The sequence below is a fragment of the Anaerobutyricum soehngenii genome, from assembly GCF_009697165.1.
GTDB lineage: Bacteria > Bacillota > Clostridia > Lachnospirales > Lachnospiraceae > Anaerobutyricum > Anaerobutyricum soehngenii.
Window position 1 is genome coordinate 20,419 of record NZ_VULP01000021.1, and the last position, 22,254, is coordinate 42,672.

The window sequence follows — 22,254 nt, forward strand, 5'->3', positions numbered from 1 at the left end:
TCCGAGAGTACATAGATTTTTTATGTGATTCAGTGTATCATAAAGAAAAGAAATTTTCAAATAGAGAGGGGAGGAAGTACGGTGGCTTTCTTTTTTGCAAGTGAAATAAACCGACGCTCATCCAATGAGGACAGCTATTGCCAGATGGAGTTTCGCATGAATGCGGAAGCAGCAGTAAGAGCTATGGTAGTTGCTGATGGAATGGGTGGACTTTCCGGGGGAAAATATTATTCAGAAGCAGCGGTTAATATGTGGTATCAGGAACTGCTTGCGACGATGATGAGTGAAAGATTTCGAGGGAATCCTTTAGACAGACAGATTGAGATTTTGCAGGAATTTTCGGAAGAAATATATAGTAAGTTGAATCAGAGGTTATATAAGAATGGTTTAGATGCCGGAATGAAAGGTGGAACTACGTTATCCTCTGTCATCCATTTCTGGGATACGGTTATCGTATCAAACTGTGGAGACAGTCCGGTGTACCGTATTAAAGATGGTAAAATTACATTAGTCAGTGAGATACAGAATGTAGCAGAGAAGATGGTCAGAGAAGGAAAGACAGCACCAGGATCGGTATTGTATTATCAGAATAAGAATCGCCTTCTTGATTATCTTGGTAAGCGAAAGGAATGTATCCCGTATTGTTCTGTGTTTCAGGCTGAAGAAGCTGATGGGATATTAATGGGGTCAGATGGAGCATTCGGAGACCTTACATTAGAAGAAATTCAATCTGTACTTTGCAACTGTGAACGTCCACAAAAGGTGATCGGACGGATTTTTGAAAAGGCAAGGGAAGCGGGAGAAGAAGATAATCAGACGGCAATCTTTTACTTGAAGAAGGAAAAAGAAAAAAAGAAAAAAGAAGTCGAAATGGAAATAGAATTTCCCAAAACAGATATAAGACAGGCAGTTCCTAAAGAGGAGAATTGCTGTTATACAAAGCTTTCCGAGAAAAAGAAACCGATATCGTTAAAAGAGAAATTATTAGGGAACCGTTTTATAGGAGGGCGGTAATATGAATTGTTATTTTGAAGAGGGCGAAGTTTTTACCTGGATTCGTGACAGAGAGAGGTCCGGTGAAAATATGGTCGTATCTTTAAAAATGTTAAAAGAATGTCACCGTACCGGAAGTAAGCAGGCAATGATAGCGGAAGATATCCGAACAGAGAAGAAATACTTTGTAAAGGTGTTGTTTTGTAATGATCTAGAGCAGGTTTACGTAGAAAAAGAAAGTAAAGTACAACTGTATTCTCCGTATATTATTCGGATTTACGGAGGGATGCTTGATGAGAAAAATAAACGTTTTATCACATTAGTAGAATACATTGAAGAAAGTGATCTGTCCGAGCTGATGCGCGGAAAGGGAATCGCCGGAGATACCTGGAATGAAAAGATGAGAGTAAGGAATCGTATCGCAATGAAGTTCTTGTACGGTATTGATCACTATATGTCTATGTATCAGCAAGATCCGATCGTTCACAGAGATTTAAAACCGGAGAATGTACTGGCTTCTCCTGATGGGACGATAGTAAAGATCATTGACTTTGACTGGGTACATTTACACGCATCCAACGTAACAGTGATGCTTCGGAGAGAACAGAAAGGAACCCCGGGGTACGCAGATCCAAGATATTGGAACAGTTACATTTGCCACCCGGAGATGGATATTTATTCTGCTGGTCTTGTTCTTTATTTTATTTATACAGGTAAACACCATTTCTACGGAAGTGAAGAAATAAAGAATTATATGATAGGCGATGATTATGCGTATCAGTTAAAAGAGATGCCGGGAATTGATGAGCGGTTAAGCAGGATTATTGCGAAAATGATCGCGAGAGAAGAAGAACGTTATGGAAGCATTAAAGAAGTGATTCAGGATATGACAGCATACCTGACATCTGTAAGAAAGCTTCCGGAACTTCCAGAACTTCTGACGCAGTCACAAGAAGAGAAAACAATCCGTTTTTCTTATCGGATCGGCGATGTGAAATATAGTCCCTATATGAAAAATTATCGTTTTATACCGATTGAATTTGGAACAAAGCAGGAACGAAGCCAGAATGGAAGAATGAGTGGACATATCTTATCCTTTTATCGAATGGATGATAAGATTAAAGTCATTCTTTTACATGAAGACTGCCATATTATAAAGCAGCAAAGAGAAGGAGAAGTCTGTGCAGGGGATGTATTTACCTACGCAGGAACAAATATTGAAATTTTGCAGATTAAAAGATAGGAGATATGTCATATGAACGAGAACTGGAATCCAGAAATTCCTTTAAATTTACAGCAGAATTTTAAAAAAGAAAAAGAACAGGCATTTACATTATATTTAGATTTTGTAGTAGATGCAACAGCATCTATGTACACCGTATTTCCGGCAGTATATTATGCGGCCGCCCATTTTTTAGAATGTTTATCAAAGTATGAAGTCTATCCGCAGATTGGACTTACTTTAATAAGAAATGAAGAAAACGGAGAAGAGACAGAGACGGTTTTATTTGAAGGAAGAGATGCTTTCACTTCGGATATTTCAGTTTTTTTAAAAAAGTTAAAGGGAATAAAGCTTTACGGAGGCGGTAATGATGGAAAGGAATCTGTCCATAAAGCGATCGGAAGTTCTTTACGTAAATTCCCGGTAACAGGAAGAAATAAAGCAGTGTTGGTTTTTACAGATGCCTATGGAAGTAATGATTATGAAGAATATATTCAGTATCCGGTCGGTCAGGTAATCTTTTTTTCGACAGATGAAATGAGTGAGGAAGATTTTCATTTTTGTTTTGTAAAGCCGGATGGGGAATTAGACGAAGAAGCCTCCCCAATGTTTATTAAAATTGATAAATTACTTAAGCCAATGAGTACAGAGTTTTTGGACAATATTGTAAAGCCGTTAAAAGATCTGATGAAAGGTGTATCGATTGGTGCATAACATCATTTATAAGAAAGTGAGGTGAGAGACATGGAAGAAATGGAACGTATGGAAACTGTCCCAATGGGGAGCGGAAGTAAAGAGCAATTATTTGAAAAAGGACATCCGGTCATTCGGGAATTAAAAAGAATTCCGGAAATCATTTTTGAGGAGCAGATCGCAATGCTGCCTTCTTCCGCAATCCCGGTAAAGTCTTTATTTGCAAGAAAGCAGATGGATCATTATCATGTTGACTCACTGATTTTAAAGAAGATAGCCATGCAGGTATTACACATTTTAAGACAGTTATCCGAATGTCATATTTATCCCGGAATTATTGATTTGCAGGACTTATATGTCGATATGAATAACAGTCAGTATGGGGTCGTACTCCTACATCCGGAAAAGTTTCAGCTTCTTACATTTGAGCAGGATTATGAATGGTATCCGGAAGATGAAAGAATATTTGGCGATGCCGTTTTATTTGATGAGAAGCTGCAGCAGATAGCAGATAATCGTCTGATCTACAAGATTCTTGTAGCAAGTGCAAGGGGAAATGTTAAAGTTCCGCCACTAAAAACAGAAGCAGATTATTCAGAACTTTTCTATAACATTCTTTCTGAAGAATGGAAACAGATTTTTGAAAGAAGAGAAATCTGCAGTTATGAGAAGCTGCAGCAGTTATTAGAAGACTCCATACAGATAGAAGAAGAATTTGCCAGAATGACGAAAGAAAGCTTAGATGAAAAGTCCGAGCAGAAAAAGCAGGAAAAAACAGAGAAATTCCATACTAAAAAGGAAAATGAAGGCGAAGAAGAACAGTTTGCTCTTTTTGTTATTTTAAGAACAGAATTAGACAATTCCAAAAAAATAAGCAAAATGCTTTATCTTTTACAAGATGAGCTAGAATTAGAGAACACCCTTTTAGGACATAGCTGCCAGCAGGCATTTGTCTTTGGAAATGGGGCAGTACAAGTAAAGAAGTTTCAACGATATCATAAAGATTTCCGATGTCAGTTTCCTCAAGTAATACGAGAATACTCTGCAGGAGAAGCCTTAATTATCGGGACAGATCTCCTACAGGAAAAGAAAGAAGAACTACTGCTGAAAAATAAGGGAGAAAAACAACAGTTTTACCTGTATATCCTTATGGATGGCAGAATAAAAAACGATCAGCTCTTTCAGATCGCTCTTATAAAGCTTAAGAAAGTCAGGGAAGAAGGCGTAGAACTAAAATTGAGAATGGTCGATAACATTTACTGTGAAGCCTGTCAGAAACTAAAAGATGTTGTGGAGGATACCCAAAGATGCTGCTAAATAAGTTAAAACAGTTTCATCAACAGACCATGGAACGATATCGTGACGAAGAAAACATGGAACCATGGAAGAAAGCAGTCATGGAAATTCATGAAAAAGCCACATTTCTTTTTTATTATGATGCAACACTAGAGCAAAACAGCAGAACAGCAACCCTTCGAATCCAGGGAACCCTCGTGAAAGGGGAACTCCCCGTAGGAAGTGTACTTCACTTTTATACAGGAGAAGGCAGACATGTGGGAAGTGGCACGATATTAAGTGAACCCGAAGAAAAAGAACAGGGAAGAAAGGGTCTGCTAAAAAGACGAAGAAACGAATTCGAAATAAAGATAGATACCTATCTTGGGAAAGAAACGATAAAGATGAATGAGACACAAAAAAAGAAAATGATTCAGCATTTTGAAACCCAAATATCATTGATAACAAATCCTGATTTGATGGATTAAAGAGACGAAACCCAGAAACTTTATATAAAATAAAATGTGAAGATAGTCGCGGCGTAGAAAATGCCTGACCGGCATTTTTACTTGCTCCGACATCACATTTTATTTTATATAAAGTTTCTGGGTTTCTGTTCTTTGGCGCCAGATGACATCAGGATTTTGTGTGGAGAAAATAAGGGGTTTCTCCAGAAGATTATGATTTTTAATCAAAGAACTATTTCGCCATTAGAAAATAGCAGTAAAAGCCAAAGTATTTCGATTGCTCCGATTTCTTTTAATGTAATATATTTATAATTCCGTAAGAAGATATCCTCATCTGGAGATTTTTATTCTAATTGAAAACCATAGACTTCTGGGCAAGCCCCTTATTCACATCCAAGATTTAAATACTAATTTCCAGTTGGAGTCAAAAAACAGAAAAGCAGAAATTTGATATAGAAGAAAATGTGATGTCGGAGCAAATAAAAATGCCGGTCAGGCATTTTCTATGCCGCGACTATCTTCACATTTTCTTCTATATCAAATTTCTGCTTTTTGTTTCTTTAGTCCCTCAAATTAGCATTTAATCCCCATTCTCACCAACTGTAGATTTAGAATAGCCAGAAAAAAGAAAAAATAATACATCCCAGATGCGGCTTGGGAGCGTGTTTAAGATGCGGATGAGCATTTTAAACACAGCGACTACAGAGCAGATGGGATATGGTAGTTTTTCTTTTTTCGTCTATACCAAATCCACAAATCAGTATTGGCGTTATCGGAAGAGTGAAAGTAATTCGTTGATATCTTTTCCTTCGCTATTTTGTGCGAGTGTCATGAGCTGTTTTAATTTTTCATTCTGTTTGCCTTCAGAACCATTCATAAGTGAATTTAAGAGGAAGAACAGAGAAGGATCGGAGAATGGATTTTGCTCTGTAGAGGGTGACGTATCTGCTGCTGATGTGGCAGGTGCGGATGATTGCACAAGCTCAGGATGTTCAGAGAGTATTTGATTATATTTTTCATAGAATCTTGAAAAGTTCAGAATTTGCAGGATGTTATCAATTTGATGGGCTTTTTCTTCGGAGACGGAATTACGGACAGAACGAAGTATAGATGCAATATCCTGAGCGTTATTTTCAAAGCCGCATGCGCTTAGTCGTTCGCTGTCATCAAATCCTTCCATGATTTTCTGCATTTCAGATATTTTGAGACAGAGAGCTAAAAATTTTCCAAGATTGGCATTACAGTGAGGAATGATATTTTCTAAAATAGTAAGATTATCATCGTTAATAAGACGGGAGAGTGGGGATGGGGAATCATTTAAATTTTGCATGGAAACCTCCTTTGAATTCGAATAGAAAGATTCAGATAGAAAGATTTTGAGAATATATAGGAAAACTACCTGAAACATTTTCATATAATATAATGATGTCAGGGTCAAAAGGTCAAAACACCGTTCGTGCTTGCACGATAAGGTGTTTGACTTTGGGACCCGCGAAATATGAGAAAGTAGCGATTTACGTAGTAAATCAGCGGATTTCGAATGTTTCAGAATTACGGGAGTAGCGTTAGCTACGGAGTAATTCGTGACATCATTAATATGCAGGTAGATTTATCTGTAATTATTTCATTTTATGAGGGGAGAGATAGGATTATGAATGAAAATCTTATTGTAGAAGATAATACGATTTATGAGATAGATCCGGAATGTCTTAAGAAAAAACGAGAGCGGGAGGCAAGAAAAAAGAGTGAAGAAAAATTAAAGAATGATGCAGAATACCGGAAGAATCAGCGATAAAATAAGTAATAGAGAAAGATAAGAAATAAGAAATAAAAAAGGCATTATACCAGCAAAAACAGTGCAGGTACAATGCCTTTTCTGTTAGTTACAGTTTAGTAAATTAGTAAAGAATCAGCAGCCGCAGCCACATCCACAGCCGTTGCCGAAAGTACCGATACCACAGCCATTGCCACAGCAGCAGAGAATGAGAATGAGCCAGATTAAATTATCATTACCACATCCGCATCCACAGTCGTTGCCGTTATTACAGCATAAAAGGATTAAAAGAAGCCAGAAGCAGTTATTAAAACCACCATCGTTACCACAGTTACATCCACATCCGGAAGAACAGGAATTCTGGCAGTTTGTAGCAGCTAAATCACTCATGGGATTTCCCCCTGTTTTTTGATTACAGTTTATAGTATGCATGATAAAAAGAATGTTGCTTTCAAGTTGGAAAAATTTCCGTAAACAGAAAAAATACAGGAGAATTTTTAGGAAAAGCGAAAAAACAGAAGGATTGGTATGTAAATATTTCATAAAAAATGGAATTAAAAAATGTTTTTCTTGTTTTTTTTGAAAAAAATGAAAAAATGGCTTGTTTTTTATTCAAAAATAGCATACAATTACCACTGGTATAAAAAAGAAGTAAAGAAAAGCGGTTAAAACTTTGTTTTTAGTTGCTTTGGAAATATATTAGTGTTTACACTAGATAAATTTTGGGAGGTAAAGAAGTGAAACCATACAGAGAATTAAGCAAAGAAGAATTACTGGCATTACAGGAAGAATTACAGGCAGAATATGATGCAGAAAAAGCGAAAGGTCTGAAGCTGGATATTTCAAGAGGTAAACCAGGAAAAGAACAGCTTGATTTATCTATGCCGATGATGGATGTTTTAAACGGAGAGACTGTTCTTAATGCAGAGAATGGAACGGATGTAAGAAATTATGGCGTGTTAGACGGTATTCCGGAAGCAAAAGAACTTATGGCAGGAATGGTAGGAGCGAAACCTTCTCAGATGATCGTACTTGGTAACTCCAGTCTTAATATTATGTATGACTGTGTGGCTCGTGCAGAACTTTTTGGAATTATGGGAAGTACTCCTTGGTCACAGCTTGATAAAGTAAAGTTTTTATGTCCGGTACCAGGATATGACAGACATTTCGGTGTGACAGAGCAGTTTGGTATTGAGATGATCAATGTACCTATGACAGAAGATGGTCCGGATATGGATGTCGTTGAGGATTATGTGAATAATGATCCTTCTGTGAAGGGAATCTGGTGTGTGCCAATGTTCTCTAATCCAGGTGGCGTTGTTTATTCTGATGAGACAGTAAAAAGATTTGCGAATTTAAAACCAGCCGCAAAGGATTTCCGTATTTTCTGGGATAATGCATATGGTATTCATTATCTGTATGACAGACCGGAAAGTGAGCAGCCACATATTTTAAATATTTTAGAAGAATGTGAGAAGGCTGGCAATCCGGATATGGTATATGAATTCTGCTCAACATCAAAGATTACCTTCCCGGGAGCAGGTGTGGCAGCAATGGCCTCTTCTGAAGCGAATGTCGCTGATACCAAAGCCAAATTACAATGGCAGACAATCGGACCAGATAAGATTAATCAGTTACGTCATGTAAGATATTTTAAAGATATTAACGGAATGAAAGAATATATGAAGAAACATGCCGAGATCATTCGTCCAAAGTTTGAGGCAGTATTAGAGACATTAGAAAAAAAACTTGGTGAGTTAGAAATCGCATCCTGGAGCAAACCGGTTGGCGGATACTTCATTTCCTTTAATGCCCAGAAGGGATGTGCCAAGGCAATCGTAGCTAAATGTAAAGAGGCAGGTCTTGTACTTACAGGTGCGGGTGCAGCATATCCATATGGTAATGATCCGGAAGATTCTAATATCCGAATCGCTCCTACCTTACCTTCTACAGAAGAGTTATCAATCGCGACAGCATTATTTGTAACATGTACAAAGCTTGTAACGGTAGAGAAGCTTCTTGCAGAGATGTAATGTCGGATGAATTCAAGGATGTCAGGTATCCAGTTTTCAGTCTGCTTTTGAATTGTGGTTTATTTTAGCAGAACGATTATGATAAAATAATAACAGATATATTAAAAAGAGAGAGAATTCACCAGTTAACATCAAAACTGGGAGTTTCCTCTCTTTTTTTGTCATTAAAAAAAGAGTAGATTTTTGTACAAAATGAAAAACATAGCAAAAAAGTTGTACAAAATTGGATACATATATTCTCATAAGCTATTGTTTGTGATATAGTTAACACAATAAATTTAAGGGTAATTATGACTTTAACAAACTAGGGAGGTATCTATGAGAGGAGTAGAAACAAGAATTCAGGAAATCAGACATGCTGTATTTACTGAAGTAGCTAAAATGGCTTATGAAGAGGGACCTGTTGATAAAAAGATTGAGGCGCTGCCTTATAAAATCATACCTGGTGAAACCGGTAATTTCAGAAATGACGTTTTTCTTGAAAGGGCAATCGTAGGAGAACGACTCCGAATGGCAATGGGTCTGCCATACAGAGGAGCAGCAGAACCAGCACCGGTATCTGATGGAATTATGGAGGCAGATAAGCCAGAAGGCTACTATACTCCACCACTTATTAACGTAATTAAGTTCGCATGTAATGCATGTGAGGAAAAGAAAGTACATGTAACAGATGGATGTCAGGGATGTCTGGCACATCCTTGTATGGAAGTATGTCCAAAGAAGGCAATCTCTCTTGATCGCGTAACCGGTAAGTCCATCATTGATCAGGATGCCTGTATCAAATGTGGACGTTGTGCTACTGTATGTTCCTATAATGCGATTATTGTTCAGGAACGCCCATGTGCAAAAGCATGTGGTATGAATGCTATCACATCTGATGAGAACGGAAAAGCAACGATTGATTATGATAAATGTGTATCCTGCGGAATGTGCCTTGTAAACTGTCCATTTGGTGCAATTTCTGATAAGTCCCAGATTTATCAGGTAATCAAGGCAATCCAGTCCGGTGAAAAGGTATATGCTGCAGTAGCACCTGCATTCGTAGGACAGTTTGGACCAAAGGTAACACCGGAAAAGCTTCGTGCAGCCATGAAAGAACTCGGATTTGCCGATGTACTTGAGGTAGCGATCGGAGCGGACTTATGTGCGAAACAGGAAGCAGAAGACTTCTTAAAAGAAGTACCGGAAGAACTTCCATTTATGGCAACATCTTGTTGTCCGGCATGGTCCGTAATGGCTAAGAAGCTCTTCCCAGAGTATGCAAACTGTGTATCCATGGCATTAACACCAATGACATTAACAGCAAGATTAATTAAAAATCACACACCAGATGCCAAAGTCGTATTTATTGGACCTTGTGCAGCGAAGAAGCTTGAAGCGATGAGAAGAACCGTTCGAAGTGAAGTAGACTTCGTACTTACCTTCGAGGAAATGAGTGGAATTTTCGCAGCAAAAGACTTAGATCTTGAAGCAATGCATGAAGACGTAGACGGTGTTAACGATGTATCCGCAGACGGAAGAAACTTTGCCGTATCTGGTGGAGTAGCACAGGCTGTAGTTGATGTAATCAAGAAAGAATATCCAGATAAAGAAATCAAGGTAGCTAACGCAGAAGGTTTAGAGGAATGTCGTAAGCTTATGATGATGGCATCCAAAGGCAAATATAATGGCTATCTGATAGAAGGTATGGCATGTCCAGGTGGTTGTGTAGCCGGAGCTGGAACAATGCAGCCAATTAAGAAGTCTCAGGGAGCTGTAAAGATTTATGCTACAAAAGCAAATCATAAAGTAGCTACTGAAACAGAATATGTAAAAGAATTAGATAAATTAGTAGATTAAACCTGATTAGTAGATTTCGTGTAGACGAAAAAAGAAAAAATACCATATCCCACCTGCTCTGTAGTCGCTGTGTATAAGATGCTTGTCCGCATCTTATACACGCTCCGAAGCCGCATCTGGGATATGGTATTTTTTCTTTTTTCTGACTGTTCTAAATCCACAGTTGGCGAAAAATCCTGATTTCGGCTGAAACCTAAAAAAAGTTATTTTATGGAATATTGTTGCACAATATGTAAATGCCTGGTATTCTATAACTAGCATATTTTGCAGATGAAAGGAGAAAGATTTATGGAAAGAATCAGACAGATGACAGACACACGAAGATGTGCTCTCCTGTGGGCGGCGACGGTATTGCTGACGGCAGCATTGTTGTTTTTGTGTGGGGGAAAGGTACATGCGCGGGAAGAGGATGATGATTGGATGCGTGATACATTCAGTCGTTATACAATGGCGGCGATGCTTAGCGGTCAGGAAGAGAACTATTTTAACGATTCCGGGCAACCAGATGCGCTGACAGTGCTTAATTATACTGCATATAAGATGTATCAGAATGGTGATACAGATACAATCTCATTTGATAAGTTCTATGAGGAGTATGTTTGTGAGAACTTTTCAGTAGTTGTAGACAAAAAGTCTTTAAAAGATGCGGCTGAGTTAGATAATGGAACATCCATATTTTTTGATTATAATAGGGACACAGATGAGATAAGTATACATGGTATGTCAGCAGGTGGCGATTCTAAACGATGTGTGTACATAGGATGGCAGGATAAGGATAATAATAATGATCAAACGGTTCTCTATGGTATGTGGAAAGATCCGGAGCCAGCAGGGGAATGGAAAGATTATTATGTGACATTGACAATTAGTGGATATGGAGACGATGCTAAGATTGTTAGTTATCAAAAAATAGAAGATAATGATGTAAAGTTTTCCAGTGAATTTTTCACGATTAATTATGATGACAATGGTTATGATGAAATAAATTGTAAGAGAGAGCTTAATGGAAAAACAAGAATTGTATTACCGTGCTATGAAGAGGTTCATTGCCGTGCAGCTATGACTTATCAGAATGAAAGAGTAGAGACCACAGGGCTTGCAGGAATTAAGGTGACAAGTCCGGATAATGAGATTGTTTCTGTATATGATGATAATGAAAGCTACGAGGAATTATCTTCCGTTTCGGGGAATAAAGTAGGAACGGTTAATCTCACGTGTGCGTTCCAGTCTAAGACAGGAGAGACTGTTTACACAGAGACCTTACCATGCGATGTAGCCAAGTTTGAAGCAGGCAGAGACAATGCCAGATATGATAGCTATGGTATGTGTGTTCTTTATAATACAGGTGTAGAGATTTTTGCAAAAACAGAAGGAATTGATGAATATAAGAAGCAAAACTTAGTTTCTTATGAATGGAAATCTGCTAAAATCCCTGAGATAAATGGAAAAACAACAGAATCTGTTAAATATACAGCTCCAAATAATGAGAAAGAAGCAGAAATTTCTGTTGATATTTATATTGATGGCGAGAAGATTACAACACAATTTGTTTACTTAAAAGTGAAAAATGGTGTTTTAGATTATACGGTTTATGAAATGCCTGGAACAGCAATGAAAAAGCAGGATACAACTGCCCCATTACTTCTTAATAAACGCTATTTCATTGATTTAACAGGAGGAGACTTTGGCTGGGATTATGGTAATAATGCAGATCAGTGTTTCTCTTCATGGGAATTTACTATGGATGGTAAGACATTTACTATAACAGATAAAGAAGCCGAAGATTATGATACACCAATTCAACAGCCAGATTTTATGACTTATGGTAGAGGTATCGCTGGTGGGGCAACACCGAATTGTTTGTTTACTGTGAAGAAAGCAGGACAGCTTACCGTAACAGGTACTATCTATCAGAATAATAAAGTATTTAGAACAATATCAAAGACTTTTACTGTAAAAAGTGAGAATACGAATGGAACAACATCAAAACCACAGCAGCCAACACAGCCTGCTTCCTTACAAAAAGGAATTAAAGTAACAGATAAGAAATCCAAAGCAGTATACAAAGTAAATGGTAATAAGACAGTTGAATATAATAAAGCAAATAAAAAAGCGAAGAAAGCAACAGTTCCATCAACGATTACTGTAAATGGAGTGAAGTATCAGGTAACATCCATTGCAGCTAAAGCATTTGCCAACAACAAGAAGTTAACAAAGATTGTCATCCCGGCAAGTGTAAGAAGCATTGGAAAACAGGCATTCAGTGGATGCAAGAATCTTAAGAGTATTACGATTAAGACAACGTATCTTACAAAGAAATCCATAGGTGCGAAAGCATTTAAAGGAATTCATGCAAAAGCAACGATTAAAGTACCAAAGAAACAGAAGAAAGCATATCAGAAGTTCTTAAAAACAAAAGGAATTGGAAAAGGTGTGAAAATTAAATAAATGCTACAAATCAGTGGAAAGTGTAAGAATGCCCCGGCATTCCTGTTGATTTGCAGGATTTAGAGTACAAAGGAAAACGATATATCCAGGATGCTCCTTCAAAGAGTGTTAAAATGCAGGTGAGTATTTTAAACACAGCAAGGATAGAGCAGATGGGGTATATCGTTTTCCTTTTTTCTATACTAAAGGCTATACCTTAAAATCCATTCTTAATAATTATTAAGTAGCCAGGGAATGTTTTTGTTATGTATAATAAAAATGTGAACATTCTTTTAATTTATGATAATGTTTGATGATTTTTCAGAGTAATTGTGATATTATATAAAAAAGTTTCAAGCGACTATTTTAAAGCTTTGATAGGCTTTTTATAAAGAATGTACTGTTGGAGTCTTCACTGTATGTATATACCTTTGTGATTGATTTTTTGTTGGTTGCACCCATATTTTATCAATGAACGCACTGTGTATGCCTCAAAAACTTGGGTACGTCTAATAAAAATCTTCTCACAGATTAAGTACAAAAAGATTCCGAGAGCACATAAGAGTATTAAGGAGGTAAGTATGTTTCGGAAGAAGAATGGGCAGGAGTTTATGGATGAGCTGAACGTGGATTCATCTGTGAATGATAAAGAAGAGAAAAAAGGATTTTTCCACAAGAGGAAGAAGAAAGATATTAATCTGTATGAAGATGATATGGGATATATCGATGAGGACAGTGATTTTTCAGAAGAAGAATATGATAAAGAATTAGATGAGTTACAGGAAGATGAGAAGCCAGAAAAAAGGAAGAGAAGATTTTGGCATCGGAAGAAAGAAGATACACTGGAAGAAGAAAATCAGACAGAAGAATTAGCAGAGGAACATCATGATGAAGAAGGTTTTCTCAGTGATGAGGATGCGATTATTCTGCAGGAGCCGGAAAAGAAGAAGTTTTCTAAGAAGAAGCTGGCGCTCATCTGTGGTACGGCAGCAGTCATAGTGATAGCTGTTGTTTTTTTTGTTATTCGGAATATGGGTGGTACAAGCGAAGGAAAGGCGTATGTAGAATCTGTTCGTGAGATTACAGGACTTGGAACGGCTGCCGGGGCGAATAATCGTTATACAGGAACGGTTGATGCAGAGAGTTCATGGAAGATTAATTTACAGTCGGATATGTCTGTAGAGAAGCGTTATGTGAATGTTGGCGATCAGGTGAAAAAGGGAGATAAGCTGTTTAAATATAATACTCAGGAATTAAAGCTTTCAAAAGAAAAGAAAGAGCTGGAACAAGAGACTTTACAGAATGAGATTAATCAGTTGACAAAAGATATCAGTTCCTATCAGTCTGATTTGAAGTCTGCGAGTGCTACGGAGAAGATTCAGCTTCAGACGCAGATTTTAACAGCACAGACTACGATTAAGAAAGATCAGTATACGATCAAGACGAATAAAGAGACGATCAAGACATTAGAGAAGAATATTAAAGATGCTACAGTAAAGAGTAAGATGAATGGTCTTGTAAAGAAGATAAACAGTTCTCTGGAAAGCAGTTCTTCCTCAGGTGATGACAGTTCAGATGATGGTTCAGATTCCGGAGATGGAAGTTCAGATGATTCTACATATATGACAATTCTTGCAGTAGGTAACTACCGTATTAAAGGAAAGGTCAGTGAAACGAATGTTAACAGCCTGAATGAAGGGGATCCGGTTATTGTACGTTCAAGAGTAGATGATTCCCAGACCTGGAAAGGAACGATCAGCAGTATCAAGACAGATGCTACTGCAGATGATTCTACCGAGAGCAGCGATGAGATGGCTTATGATGATTCTTCAGATGGCAGTACAGGAGAGACTGCATCGAAATATAATTTCTATGTGAAGCTCGATGATGATAATGGCTTAATGATGGGACAGCATGTTCTTGTTGAACAAGATAACGGCCAGGATGAGAAGAAGGACGGTATGTGGCTGCCGGCTGCCTATATTAAGAAGAGTAACGGTAGGTATTATGTATGGCTGGATTCTCATAATAAGCTGAAGCTTCAGGAGATTACAGTTGGTGAGTATGATGAGAATCTTGATGAGTACGAAGTGAAGAGTGGACTCAAGACAACAGATTATATTGCATGTGATGACAGTACATTAAAAGAAGGTATGCGGGTTACAAGAGTTGCTCCGGAAGATAGTACTTCTGACTATGGAGAAGAACAGACAAGCGATGATGCCGAAACATTTGGAGCAGATGATTATGATTCCTATGAAGAAGATACTTCTGATTATGGAGAAGATACGTATGACAGTGGTTATGATGAAAGTATAGATGACGGCACAGATGCAGGGGATGATAGTTTCGATACAGGAAGTGACAGTTCAGATGCTGTTGATGATGGAACAAGTGACAGTGATGTTGCAGACTTTGGAGAATAGAGATTCTTAATCAGAAAGGACATACAGCATATGCTTTTAGAACTAAAACATATTTATAAAAATTATTTGCAGGATAAGATTGTCATACCAGTTCTTAAAGATGTGAATATCTCTATTGATGAGGGAGAATATGTGGCAATCATGGGCCCTTCCGGATCAGGAAAGACAACGTTGATGAATATCATAGGGTGTCTGGATCGGCCGACGAAGGGAGAATTTCTTTTAGAAGGGGAGTCTATTGTAGATTATAATGAAAATCGTCTCTCGGATCTTCGATTAAACACTTTGGGATTCGTATTCCAGAGTTTTAATCTTCTTCCGAAGCAGACCGCTCTTGATAACGTAGCACTTCCTTTAAGTTATGCAGGAATACCGGTGAAGAAAAGAAAAGAGATTGCTTTTCAGGCATTGAAAAGAGTTGGACTGGCGGATAGAGTACATTTCCGTCCAAGTCAGCTTTCTGGTGGACAGCAGCAGCGTGTGGCGATAGCCAGAGCACTTGTGAATAATCCTAAGATTATTCTTGCTGATGAGCCTACCGGAGCTTTAGACAGCCGTTCCGGTATTCAGGTAATGAATCTGTTTCAGCAGTTAAATGAAGAAGGTGTTACGATTATTATGATTACGCATGATGCGAATATTGCCAATCATGCGAAAAAAGTACTTCATATTTTTGATGGAGAGATTGTAGAAGATAAAGAAAGAAAAGAGAAAGAAAAACAACAGTCCGAAGTGCAGAGTGAGGCAGCAGAAAGTGTTTCATCAGAATTAGAAAAAGATTTCGGAGTGAATGCATGGGAAGGAGAGATCTGATTTGAAGGGAAAGAAGAAGATACTGCTTGCTGTAGTTTTAGTTCTCGTTATGGCAGTTGGAATCACTTCCATTATTGTTATAAGAAAGAGAAATAAAATTGTAGTAAAAGTATTCCCGGTAAGTATGCTGAACAGTTCTGACTGGTTTGATACAGATACTTCTCTTACGGGAACGCTTACTTCAGATTTTATACAGGAAGTACATGTTTCCGGTGGACAAAAAGTAAAGAAGATTTATGTCAAAAAAGGTGATAAAGTTAAAAAAGGCGATGTTCTTTTGAAGTATAATGTTGCGGAAAAAGAACTGGATTTAAAACTTCAGAAGCTTCAGATGCAGTCATCTGAGTTGGAAATTGCTGAGATGGAGAAGGAATTAAAGAAGCTTAAAAACACAAAGACAGTTGGTTCAATTGATACGGGAAACAGCAGAGTGATGGATGCATCTGTTAATCTTTCTGATATAAAGGGAACAAGCCTTCGCTACCTTATGGCAGAGGCGGAAAGGGATGGAACTACCGCAGTGAGCAATTCGAAAGCTACGAATGAGGCAGATGGAAGCGGCTCAGGTTCTGAAAGTGGAAGTGGCGCCGGCTCCGAGAGTGGTTCAGGAAGTGGAAGTGGCTCAGGCTCCGAAAGTGGTTCTGGAAATGGAGGCAGCGCTGGCTCCGAGAGTGGTTCAGGAAGTGGAAGTAGCTCAGGCTCCGAGAGTGGTTCAGGAAGTGGAAGTAGCTCAGGCTCCGAGAGTGGTTCAGGAAGTGGAAGTAGCTCAGGCTCCGAAAGTGGTTCAGGAAGTGGAAGCGGCTCAGGCTCCGAGAGTGGTTCAGGAAGTGGAAGTGGCTCAGGCTCCGAAAGTGGTTCAGGAAGTGGAGGCAGCTCCGGTTCCGAAGGCGGTTCTGGAAGTGGAGGCAGCTCAGGCTCCGAAGGTGGTTCTGGAGAAGAATCAGGAAAGGATGATGCGAAACTTTCCTTAAAATCCAGTGTGAATGATATTTCAGATAAAGCATCTGGTAGTGGCACAGAAAAAGATCCGTATATATTTAATTTAACAATGGATGGTAAAGTAAAAGGTTCCTTTATTAAGAAGTTGATTAATGATGGAAGTTATGCGGAATTTCGTGCTTATAAATCAGAGGAAGCAAAAAAACCATCCGCTACCTTTGAACTTGATCCAGGTACGAAAGTGAATGTTTATGCAGAAGATGGCTATACGGTCAATCAGTTAAATGAAGGTGGAGATACAAAAACTCTTCACAATTCTATTGATCTGGTCAGTGAAAAAGATGCATCTAGTGGAAATGGAAGTTCCGCTGGAAATGCCTATATTTATTATTTAAATGTAAATGGATTAGTAAAAGGATCTGTAATTTCTAGTCTTCATAAAGAGAATAAATATGCTACATTTATCGAATTTGATGAGAATGGAAAAGAAAAAGATCGATATGAATATAATCCTTCTAAAGTTTTTAAAGATCTCGATGAAGATGCATATTATACTGTTTCCAAAGGAAAAGAAAAAAGTCTTCATGATTTGAATGAACGGGCTGCATACAAAGATTTAAAGGCAGAAAGTCTGGAAGATGGACAGCAGGATGCAGATGGAAAGTATACATTCTATCTGCCTAAAGATGGGAAAATTAGCGGTTCACTGATTAATGATCTGATTAAGAAGGGGTTAACAGCGGAATTTATAGAATATGCTTCTGAGACAGATTATGATAATGAGAATACAGCAAATGCAAATAAATTAGAGATTACACCTGACAGTAAGTTTACAGTGGAACTTACAGATGGGACAGGGTATACGATTTCTTATTTAAAGAGTAAAGTAAAGAAAGAGGATTCAGCGGCTACAACAACTGAGAATAAAGGAAATACTGTTCCAACAACAAATAAGACACCGACGCCGGCGGCAGATAAGGAGATCAAGTTTAAACAGAATCGAAAGAAAGTAAAAGCGGGTAATGGCTATCTCTTTTCTGTAGTGTCTAAAGATGGAAGCTGGGGAAATGGAGAGGATGACCAGAGTAAGGTTACATGGACTTTATCAAATAATATTTCAAAGTATACAAGTATTGAGAAGACGAAGTCTGGTGTTTGGTTATATGTAGATGAAGGAGAACCGTCTTCTTCTATTACACTTACTGCGCAGGTTAAGAATGTAAAAGGTATTTCTAAAACTAAGATATCAAGAACGTTGGTTGTGAAAGAAGCGGATACCAGCGGTGGAGATAATACTGGCGGAGACGGCGGTGATGATGGAGATGGCGGTTCTGGCATTGACGATGGCAGTGGAGATAATGACGGTGATGATGGCAATAATTATACTGCAGCAGAGTTAAGGGAAGCAATTGCCGAAAAAGAAGATGAAATTTCTGAAGCCAAACAAGATCTTCATGAAGCGCAGATTAACTACAATGAAGCAAAAGCAGAAGTAGATAAAGCGACAGTTAAGGCAAAGATTGCCGGTACGGTTACTACTTCATGCGATAAAGGAACGGTTCCTACAGATGGTTCGGCGGCTATCGTAGTTAAGGCAGCAGATGGAATGTATGTTAAGACTTCGATTAGCGAGATGGAACTTAGCAATATAAAGGTTGGTGGAACGATCAAATGTGTATCTAGTGATACAGGAGATGAGTATACCGCAGAAGTAAAGGAAATTTCGGATTTCCCTACCGGAGACAGTAGTAATGATGGAGGAAGTTCCAATCCAAATAGTTCTTATTATCCGGTCATTGGCTTTATTAAAGATGCAGATGGTTTGAGTCCGGGTGGTTCTGTCGAAGTTTCTTATAGTTCAAAGTCTATGGGAACAGCGAATGATAATGCAATCTATATTCAGAAAGCATATATCCGCACAGAAGACAAAAAGAATTATGTTTATATTCGTGATAAAAAGACAAAGCGTCTGAAGAAGCAGTATGTCAAAGTTGGAAAGACTATGAATGGCCAGTATGTGGAAATTATATCCGGACTGACAGATGAAGATAACATTGCCTTCCCTTATGGAAAGAACTTAAGAGAAGGAGTTAAAACGAAGATTTCCGAAGATGACAGCGAAATGATTTATTAAGGAGGAGAACGATGCTTGAAAATATAAGATTATCTTTTCAGGGTGTATGGAGTCACAGACTGCGTTCTTTCCTGACGATGCTGGGCATCATTATCGGTATTGCGGCAATTATTGCCATTGTATCAACAATTAAAGGAACGAATGAACAGATTAAAAAGAATCTGATCGGTTCTGGTACCAATACAACAACAGTACAGTTAACAGAAAGTGGAAACTATCCAGCAGAAATGGAATATGGAATTCCGAAGGGAATTCCTGTTCTTGATGATGCCATGCGTGAACAGTTAGCTGAGCTTTCTCATGTAAAAGATGCTTCCCTTTATATGTCACGTACACAGGTAGATTACATTTACTATAATTCAACAGTGCTTTCCGGTGGGCAGTTGATCGGGGCAGATTCTCATTATCTTGGAACCTGTGGTTATGTAATGAAAAAAGGAAGAGGCTTTACGGAGAGCGATTATGAGAAGTATCGTAAAGTGGCAGTAGTAGACAGTGTAGCAGCCGACTCTCTTTTTGGAAATGAGAATCCGGTAGGAAAGACCATTGATATAAAAGGAGAGCCATTTATTGTTGTTGGTGTCATTGAAGAGTCTACCGCCTTCAGCCCGGTAATTAATTCTGTAGAGGATTATTATACTTATGTATATAACGACGGAAGTGCGAGTGGTATTGTTGTAATTCCTGATGTGGACTGGAATATTGTTCAGCAGTATGATGAGCCACAGAATGCAAAGCTGCTGGCAGATTCTACAGATAATATGACATCTGTTGGAAAAGCAGCACAGACCTTATTAAACGAAACGGTAACAAATAAAGATATCAAATATCGTGCGGCAAATATGAATGAGACCGCAGAAGAAAGTCAGCAGGTAAGCGCAACGACAAATAAACAGTTAATATGGATCGCAAGTATTTCATTATTAGTTGGTGGTATCGGTGTTATGAATATTATGCTTGTATCCGTAACAGAGCGTACAAGAGAAATCGGTTTGAAAAAGGCAATCGGTGCGAGAAAGAATCGAATACTGGCACAGTTCTTAACAGAAGCAGCAGTACTGACCAGTCTTGGAGGTATCATTGGTACGATTACCGGTATTGCATTAGCAGAAGTTATCGGAAAGATATCAAATGTTCCAATTGCAATCAGTATACCGGCAGTTATTCTGGCAATTGCATTTTCTACAATAATCGGAGTAGTATTTGGATTACTTCCGGCAGTAAAAGCAGCTAATTTAGATCCAATCGTTGCATTACGCCATGAATAGTGTTATCATACATAAGTTAAAATATGCAAATGAAAATATGAAAATATGCAGAACGTAATATAACGGTGCCTGTATTTTCTGGCTATATTCTTGGATATATTAAAAAAATACGGGAATAAGATGTAAAAAGAACAATAAGTAATAGCTGATAGGAGAAGAGAATGGGTAAGTATTTTGGAACAGATGGTTTCCGCGGAGAAGCAAATGTAAATCTAACAGTAGAGCATGCGTATCAGGTAGGTCGTTTTCTTGGCTGGTATTATGGTAAAGATAAAGAAGAAAAATGCAAAGTTGTAATTGGTAAAGATACACGTCGTTCAAGCTATATGTTTGAATATTCTTTAGTAGCAGGGCTTACAGCTTCAGGAGCAGATGTATATTTACTGCACGTAACAACAACACCTAGCGTTTCTTATGTAGTAAGAACAGAAGATTTTGATTGTGGTATCATGATCTCTGCAAGCCATAATCCATACTATGATAATGGAATTAAACTCATTAATTCTAAAGGCGAGAAGATGGATGAGGAAACGATCCTTAAAGTGGAAGATTATATTGATGGTAAGTTTGAAATTCCGATGGCAGTACGTGATCAGATTGGATGTACAGTTGATTATTCCGCAGGAAGAAATCGTTACATCGGTTATTTGATCTCTCTTGCAACACGTTCCTATAAGAATATGAAAGTAGGGTTGGACTGTGCTAATGGAAGTTCCTGGATGATCGCAAAGAGTGTTTTTGACGCATTAGGAGCAAAGACCTATGTGATCAATGCACAGCCAGACGGACTGAATATTAATATGAATGCCGGTTCTACACATATCGAAGTGCTTCAGAAGTTTGTAAAAGAGAATCAGCTTGATGTGGGATTCGCCTTCGATGGGGATGCAGACCGTTGTATCGCTGTTGATGAGAATGGAAGCGTTGTAGATGGAGACCTCATTTTGTATGTTTACGGCAGATATCTTAAAGAAAAAGGTGAACTTCGTAATAATACAGTCGTAACAACAATTATGTCAAACTTTGGATTGTATAAAGCATTTGACGAACTTGGTGTTGATTATGAAAAGACACAGGTTGGAGATAAATATGTTTACGAAAATATGGTACAGAATGGACATCGTATCGGCGGTGAACAGTCAGGACATATTATTTTCAGTAAATATGCAACAACCGGAGACGGAATCCTTACAGCCATTAAGATGATGGAAGTAATGTTAGAGAAGAAGCAGTCTTTAGCAACATTGACATCACCGGTTCGTATTTATCCGCAGGTACTTAAGAATGTACGTGTGAAGAGTAAACCGGAGGCACAGAATGATGCTGACGTACAGGCAGCAGTAAAGCAGGTTGCAGAAACACTTGGGGCGACAGGAAGAATTCTTGTTCGTGAAAGTGGTACAGAGCCAGTGATACGTGTTATGGTAGAAGCGGAAACAAAGGAAGAATGTGAAAAGTATGTTGATTCGGTAATTGAAGTTATCGAGAAAAAAGGTCATTGTGCATAAAGTTTTTACTTAAATAGCTATTTTGCCAAAAACTAAAATAAATAAGCATGATATAATAACTGCGCCTTAGAGCAAGCGATGGATGCAGCGCATCATCGTGCATTGACAGGAGGCAGTTGTTATATCATGCTTTTTTGTGCGTATTGTTTAATTTTTTATTTGGCTATAATTGCTTCTACATTGCATTATGGAATGGATGTTATGAGCTTTTATAAAGCTTCATAAAATCTCTATAGAATTTCATCTTGAAATTTTAATTTTGATGATGTATAATATGTCAGAACAAATGTTTGGAAAAAGGACTGCTCTTGCATCTGTTTACAGATTGCTGTAAGATATCAGATGGGAGATGACTCTCACCTCTGCAGGTGGCGAGCAGCAAGTTTGTATCATATGTTATGTTAGAATTTCCTGGAGAGATTTTAATTGACTAAAGATAGTAT

General features: G+C 38.1%; 16 protein-coding genes. 14 read left to right on the forward strand and 2 right to left on the reverse strand.

Translation table 11 applies throughout. The features are described from left to right. Positions 1-81 precede the first annotated feature (81 nt). From FYJ25_RS10090 to FYJ25_RS10110, 5 genes are read left to right on the forward strand one after another with little or no spacing between them, the layout of a single operon-like run. The gene (locus FYJ25_RS10090; protein ID WP_096239326.1) at positions 82-1,014 is read left to right on the forward strand and encodes a PP2C family protein-serine/threonine phosphatase; all 933 of its coding nucleotides are present in this window, start codon (positions 82-84) and stop codon (positions 1,012-1,014) included. A gap of 1 nt (position 1,015) precedes the next feature. Beyond that, on the forward strand, positions 1,016-2,236 hold the full coding sequence (locus tag FYJ25_RS10095; RefSeq protein ID WP_096239327.1) for a serine/threonine protein kinase: 1,221 nt from the start codon (positions 1,016-1,018) through the stop codon (positions 2,234-2,236). A 12-nt stretch (positions 2,237-2,248) separates the two neighbouring features. Further along, on the forward strand, positions 2,249-2,929 hold the full coding sequence (locus FYJ25_RS10100) for a vWA domain-containing protein (RefSeq protein WP_154581229.1): 681 nt from the start codon (positions 2,249-2,251) through the stop codon (positions 2,927-2,929). 30 nt (positions 2,930-2,959) lie between these two features. Continuing rightward, a complete protein-coding gene (locus FYJ25_RS10105; RefSeq protein WP_096239329.1) occupies positions 2,960-4,225 on the forward strand; it encodes a hypothetical protein in 1,266 nt (421 codons plus the stop codon). Next, a complete protein-coding gene (locus FYJ25_RS10110) occupies positions 4,216-4,671 on the forward strand; it encodes a hypothetical protein (protein ID WP_154581230.1) in 456 nt (151 codons plus the stop codon). Before FYJ25_RS10105 ends, FYJ25_RS10110 begins: the two co-directional genes overlap by 10 nt. Before the next feature lie 748 nt (positions 4,672-5,419). Here FYJ25_RS10110 and FYJ25_RS10115 read toward each other — a convergent pair. Next, positions 5,420-5,980, reverse strand: a complete 561-nt coding sequence (locus FYJ25_RS10115; protein WP_096239330.1) for a hypothetical protein — start codon at positions 5,978-5,980, stop codon at positions 5,420-5,422. Positions 5,981-6,301: 321 nt separating this feature from the next. Between FYJ25_RS10115 and FYJ25_RS14405 the strand changes: the two genes are divergently transcribed. Continuing rightward, on the forward strand, positions 6,302-6,445 hold the full coding sequence (locus tag FYJ25_RS14405) for a hypothetical protein (protein WP_167513814.1): 144 nt from the start codon (positions 6,302-6,304) through the stop codon (positions 6,443-6,445). Positions 6,446-6,559: 114 nt separating this feature from the next. Here the strand turns inward: FYJ25_RS14405 and FYJ25_RS10120 are convergent, their stop codons facing one another. Then, positions 6,560-6,814 (reverse strand): chorion class high-cysteine HCB protein 13, encoded by a 255-nt coding sequence (locus FYJ25_RS10120; RefSeq protein WP_096239331.1) that lies wholly within the window; start codon positions 6,812-6,814, stop codon positions 6,560-6,562. A gap of 347 nt (positions 6,815-7,161) precedes the next feature. Between FYJ25_RS10120 and FYJ25_RS10125 the strand changes: the two genes are divergently transcribed. From FYJ25_RS10125 to glmM, 8 genes are all read left to right on the forward strand, one after another. Then, on the forward strand, positions 7,162-8,457 hold the full coding sequence (locus tag FYJ25_RS10125; protein WP_096239332.1) for an aspartate aminotransferase type Ic: 1,296 nt from the start codon (positions 7,162-7,164) through the stop codon (positions 8,455-8,457). A 318-nt stretch (positions 8,458-8,775) separates the two neighbouring features. Then, positions 8,776-10,296: a 4Fe-4S dicluster domain-containing protein gene (locus tag FYJ25_RS10130; protein ID WP_154581232.1), complete on the forward strand. Its 1,521-nt coding sequence runs from the start codon at positions 8,776-8,778 to the stop codon at positions 10,294-10,296. 288 nt (positions 10,297-10,584) lie between these two features. After that, positions 10,585-12,744: a leucine-rich repeat domain-containing protein gene (locus tag FYJ25_RS10135; protein WP_167513815.1), complete on the forward strand. Its 2,160-nt coding sequence runs from the start codon at positions 10,585-10,587 to the stop codon at positions 12,742-12,744. Positions 12,745-13,304: 560 nt separating this feature from the next. Continuing rightward, the gene (locus FYJ25_RS10140; protein WP_154581234.1) at positions 13,305-15,149 is read left to right on the forward strand and encodes an efflux RND transporter periplasmic adaptor subunit; all 1,845 of its coding nucleotides are present in this window, start codon (positions 13,305-13,307) and stop codon (positions 15,147-15,149) included. Positions 15,150-15,179: 30 nt separating this feature from the next. Beyond that, entirely contained in the window at positions 15,180-15,962 is a 783-nt protein-coding gene (locus tag FYJ25_RS10145) for an ABC transporter ATP-binding protein (RefSeq protein WP_096239336.1), read from the forward strand. A gap of 1 nt (position 15,963) precedes the next feature. After that, on the forward strand, positions 15,964-19,035 hold the full coding sequence (locus tag FYJ25_RS10150; RefSeq protein WP_167513816.1) for an efflux RND transporter periplasmic adaptor subunit: 3,072 nt from the start codon (positions 15,964-15,966) through the stop codon (positions 19,033-19,035). 11 nt (positions 19,036-19,046) lie between these two features. Then, complete coding sequence (locus tag FYJ25_RS10155) at positions 19,047-20,303, forward strand: ABC transporter permease (protein ID WP_096239337.1); 1,257 nt, start codon at positions 19,047-19,049, stop codon at positions 20,301-20,303. A gap of 161 nt (positions 20,304-20,464) precedes the next feature. Continuing rightward, positions 20,465-21,811, forward strand: a complete 1,347-nt coding sequence (gene glmM, locus FYJ25_RS10160; protein ID WP_096239338.1) for a phosphoglucosamine mutase — start codon at positions 20,465-20,467, stop codon at positions 21,809-21,811. Positions 21,812-22,254: the final 443 nt, after the last annotated feature.

Coding starts and splice junctions, on each gene's coding strand:
- FYJ25_RS10095 (WP_096239327.1), top strand. CDS start 1,016: ATGAATTGTTATTTTGAAGAGGGCGAAGTTTTTACCTGGATTCGTGAC.
- FYJ25_RS10100 (WP_154581229.1), top strand. CDS start 2,249: ATGAACGAGAACTGGAATCCAGAAATTCCTTTAAATTTACAGCAGAAT.
- FYJ25_RS10105 (WP_096239329.1), top strand. CDS start 2,960: ATGGAAGAAATGGAACGTATGGAAACTGTCCCAATGGGGAGCGGAAGT.
- FYJ25_RS10110 (WP_154581230.1), top strand. CDS start 4,216: ATGCTGCTAAATAAGTTAAAACAGTTTCATCAACAGACCATGGAACGA.
- FYJ25_RS10115 (WP_096239330.1), bottom strand. CDS start 5,980: ATGCAAAATTTAAATGATTCCCCATCCCCACTCTCCCGTCTTATTAAC.
- FYJ25_RS14405 (WP_167513814.1), top strand. CDS start 6,302: ATGAATGAAAATCTTATTGTAGAAGATAATACGATTTATGAGATAGAT.
- FYJ25_RS10120 (WP_096239331.1), bottom strand. CDS start 6,814: ATGAGTGATTTAGCTGCTACAAACTGCCAGAATTCCTGTTCTTCCGGA.
- FYJ25_RS10130 (WP_154581232.1), top strand. CDS start 8,776: ATGAGAGGAGTAGAAACAAGAATTCAGGAAATCAGACATGCTGTATTT.
- FYJ25_RS10135 (WP_167513815.1), top strand. CDS start 10,585: ATGGAAAGAATCAGACAGATGACAGACACACGAAGATGTGCTCTCCTG.
- FYJ25_RS10140 (WP_154581234.1), top strand. CDS start 13,305: ATGTTTCGGAAGAAGAATGGGCAGGAGTTTATGGATGAGCTGAACGTG.
- FYJ25_RS10145 (WP_096239336.1), top strand. CDS start 15,180: ATGCTTTTAGAACTAAAACATATTTATAAAAATTATTTGCAGGATAAG.
- FYJ25_RS10155 (WP_096239337.1), top strand. CDS start 19,047: ATGCTTGAAAATATAAGATTATCTTTTCAGGGTGTATGGAGTCACAGA.
- glmM (WP_096239338.1), top strand. CDS start 20,465: ATGGGTAAGTATTTTGGAACAGATGGTTTCCGCGGAGAAGCAAATGTA.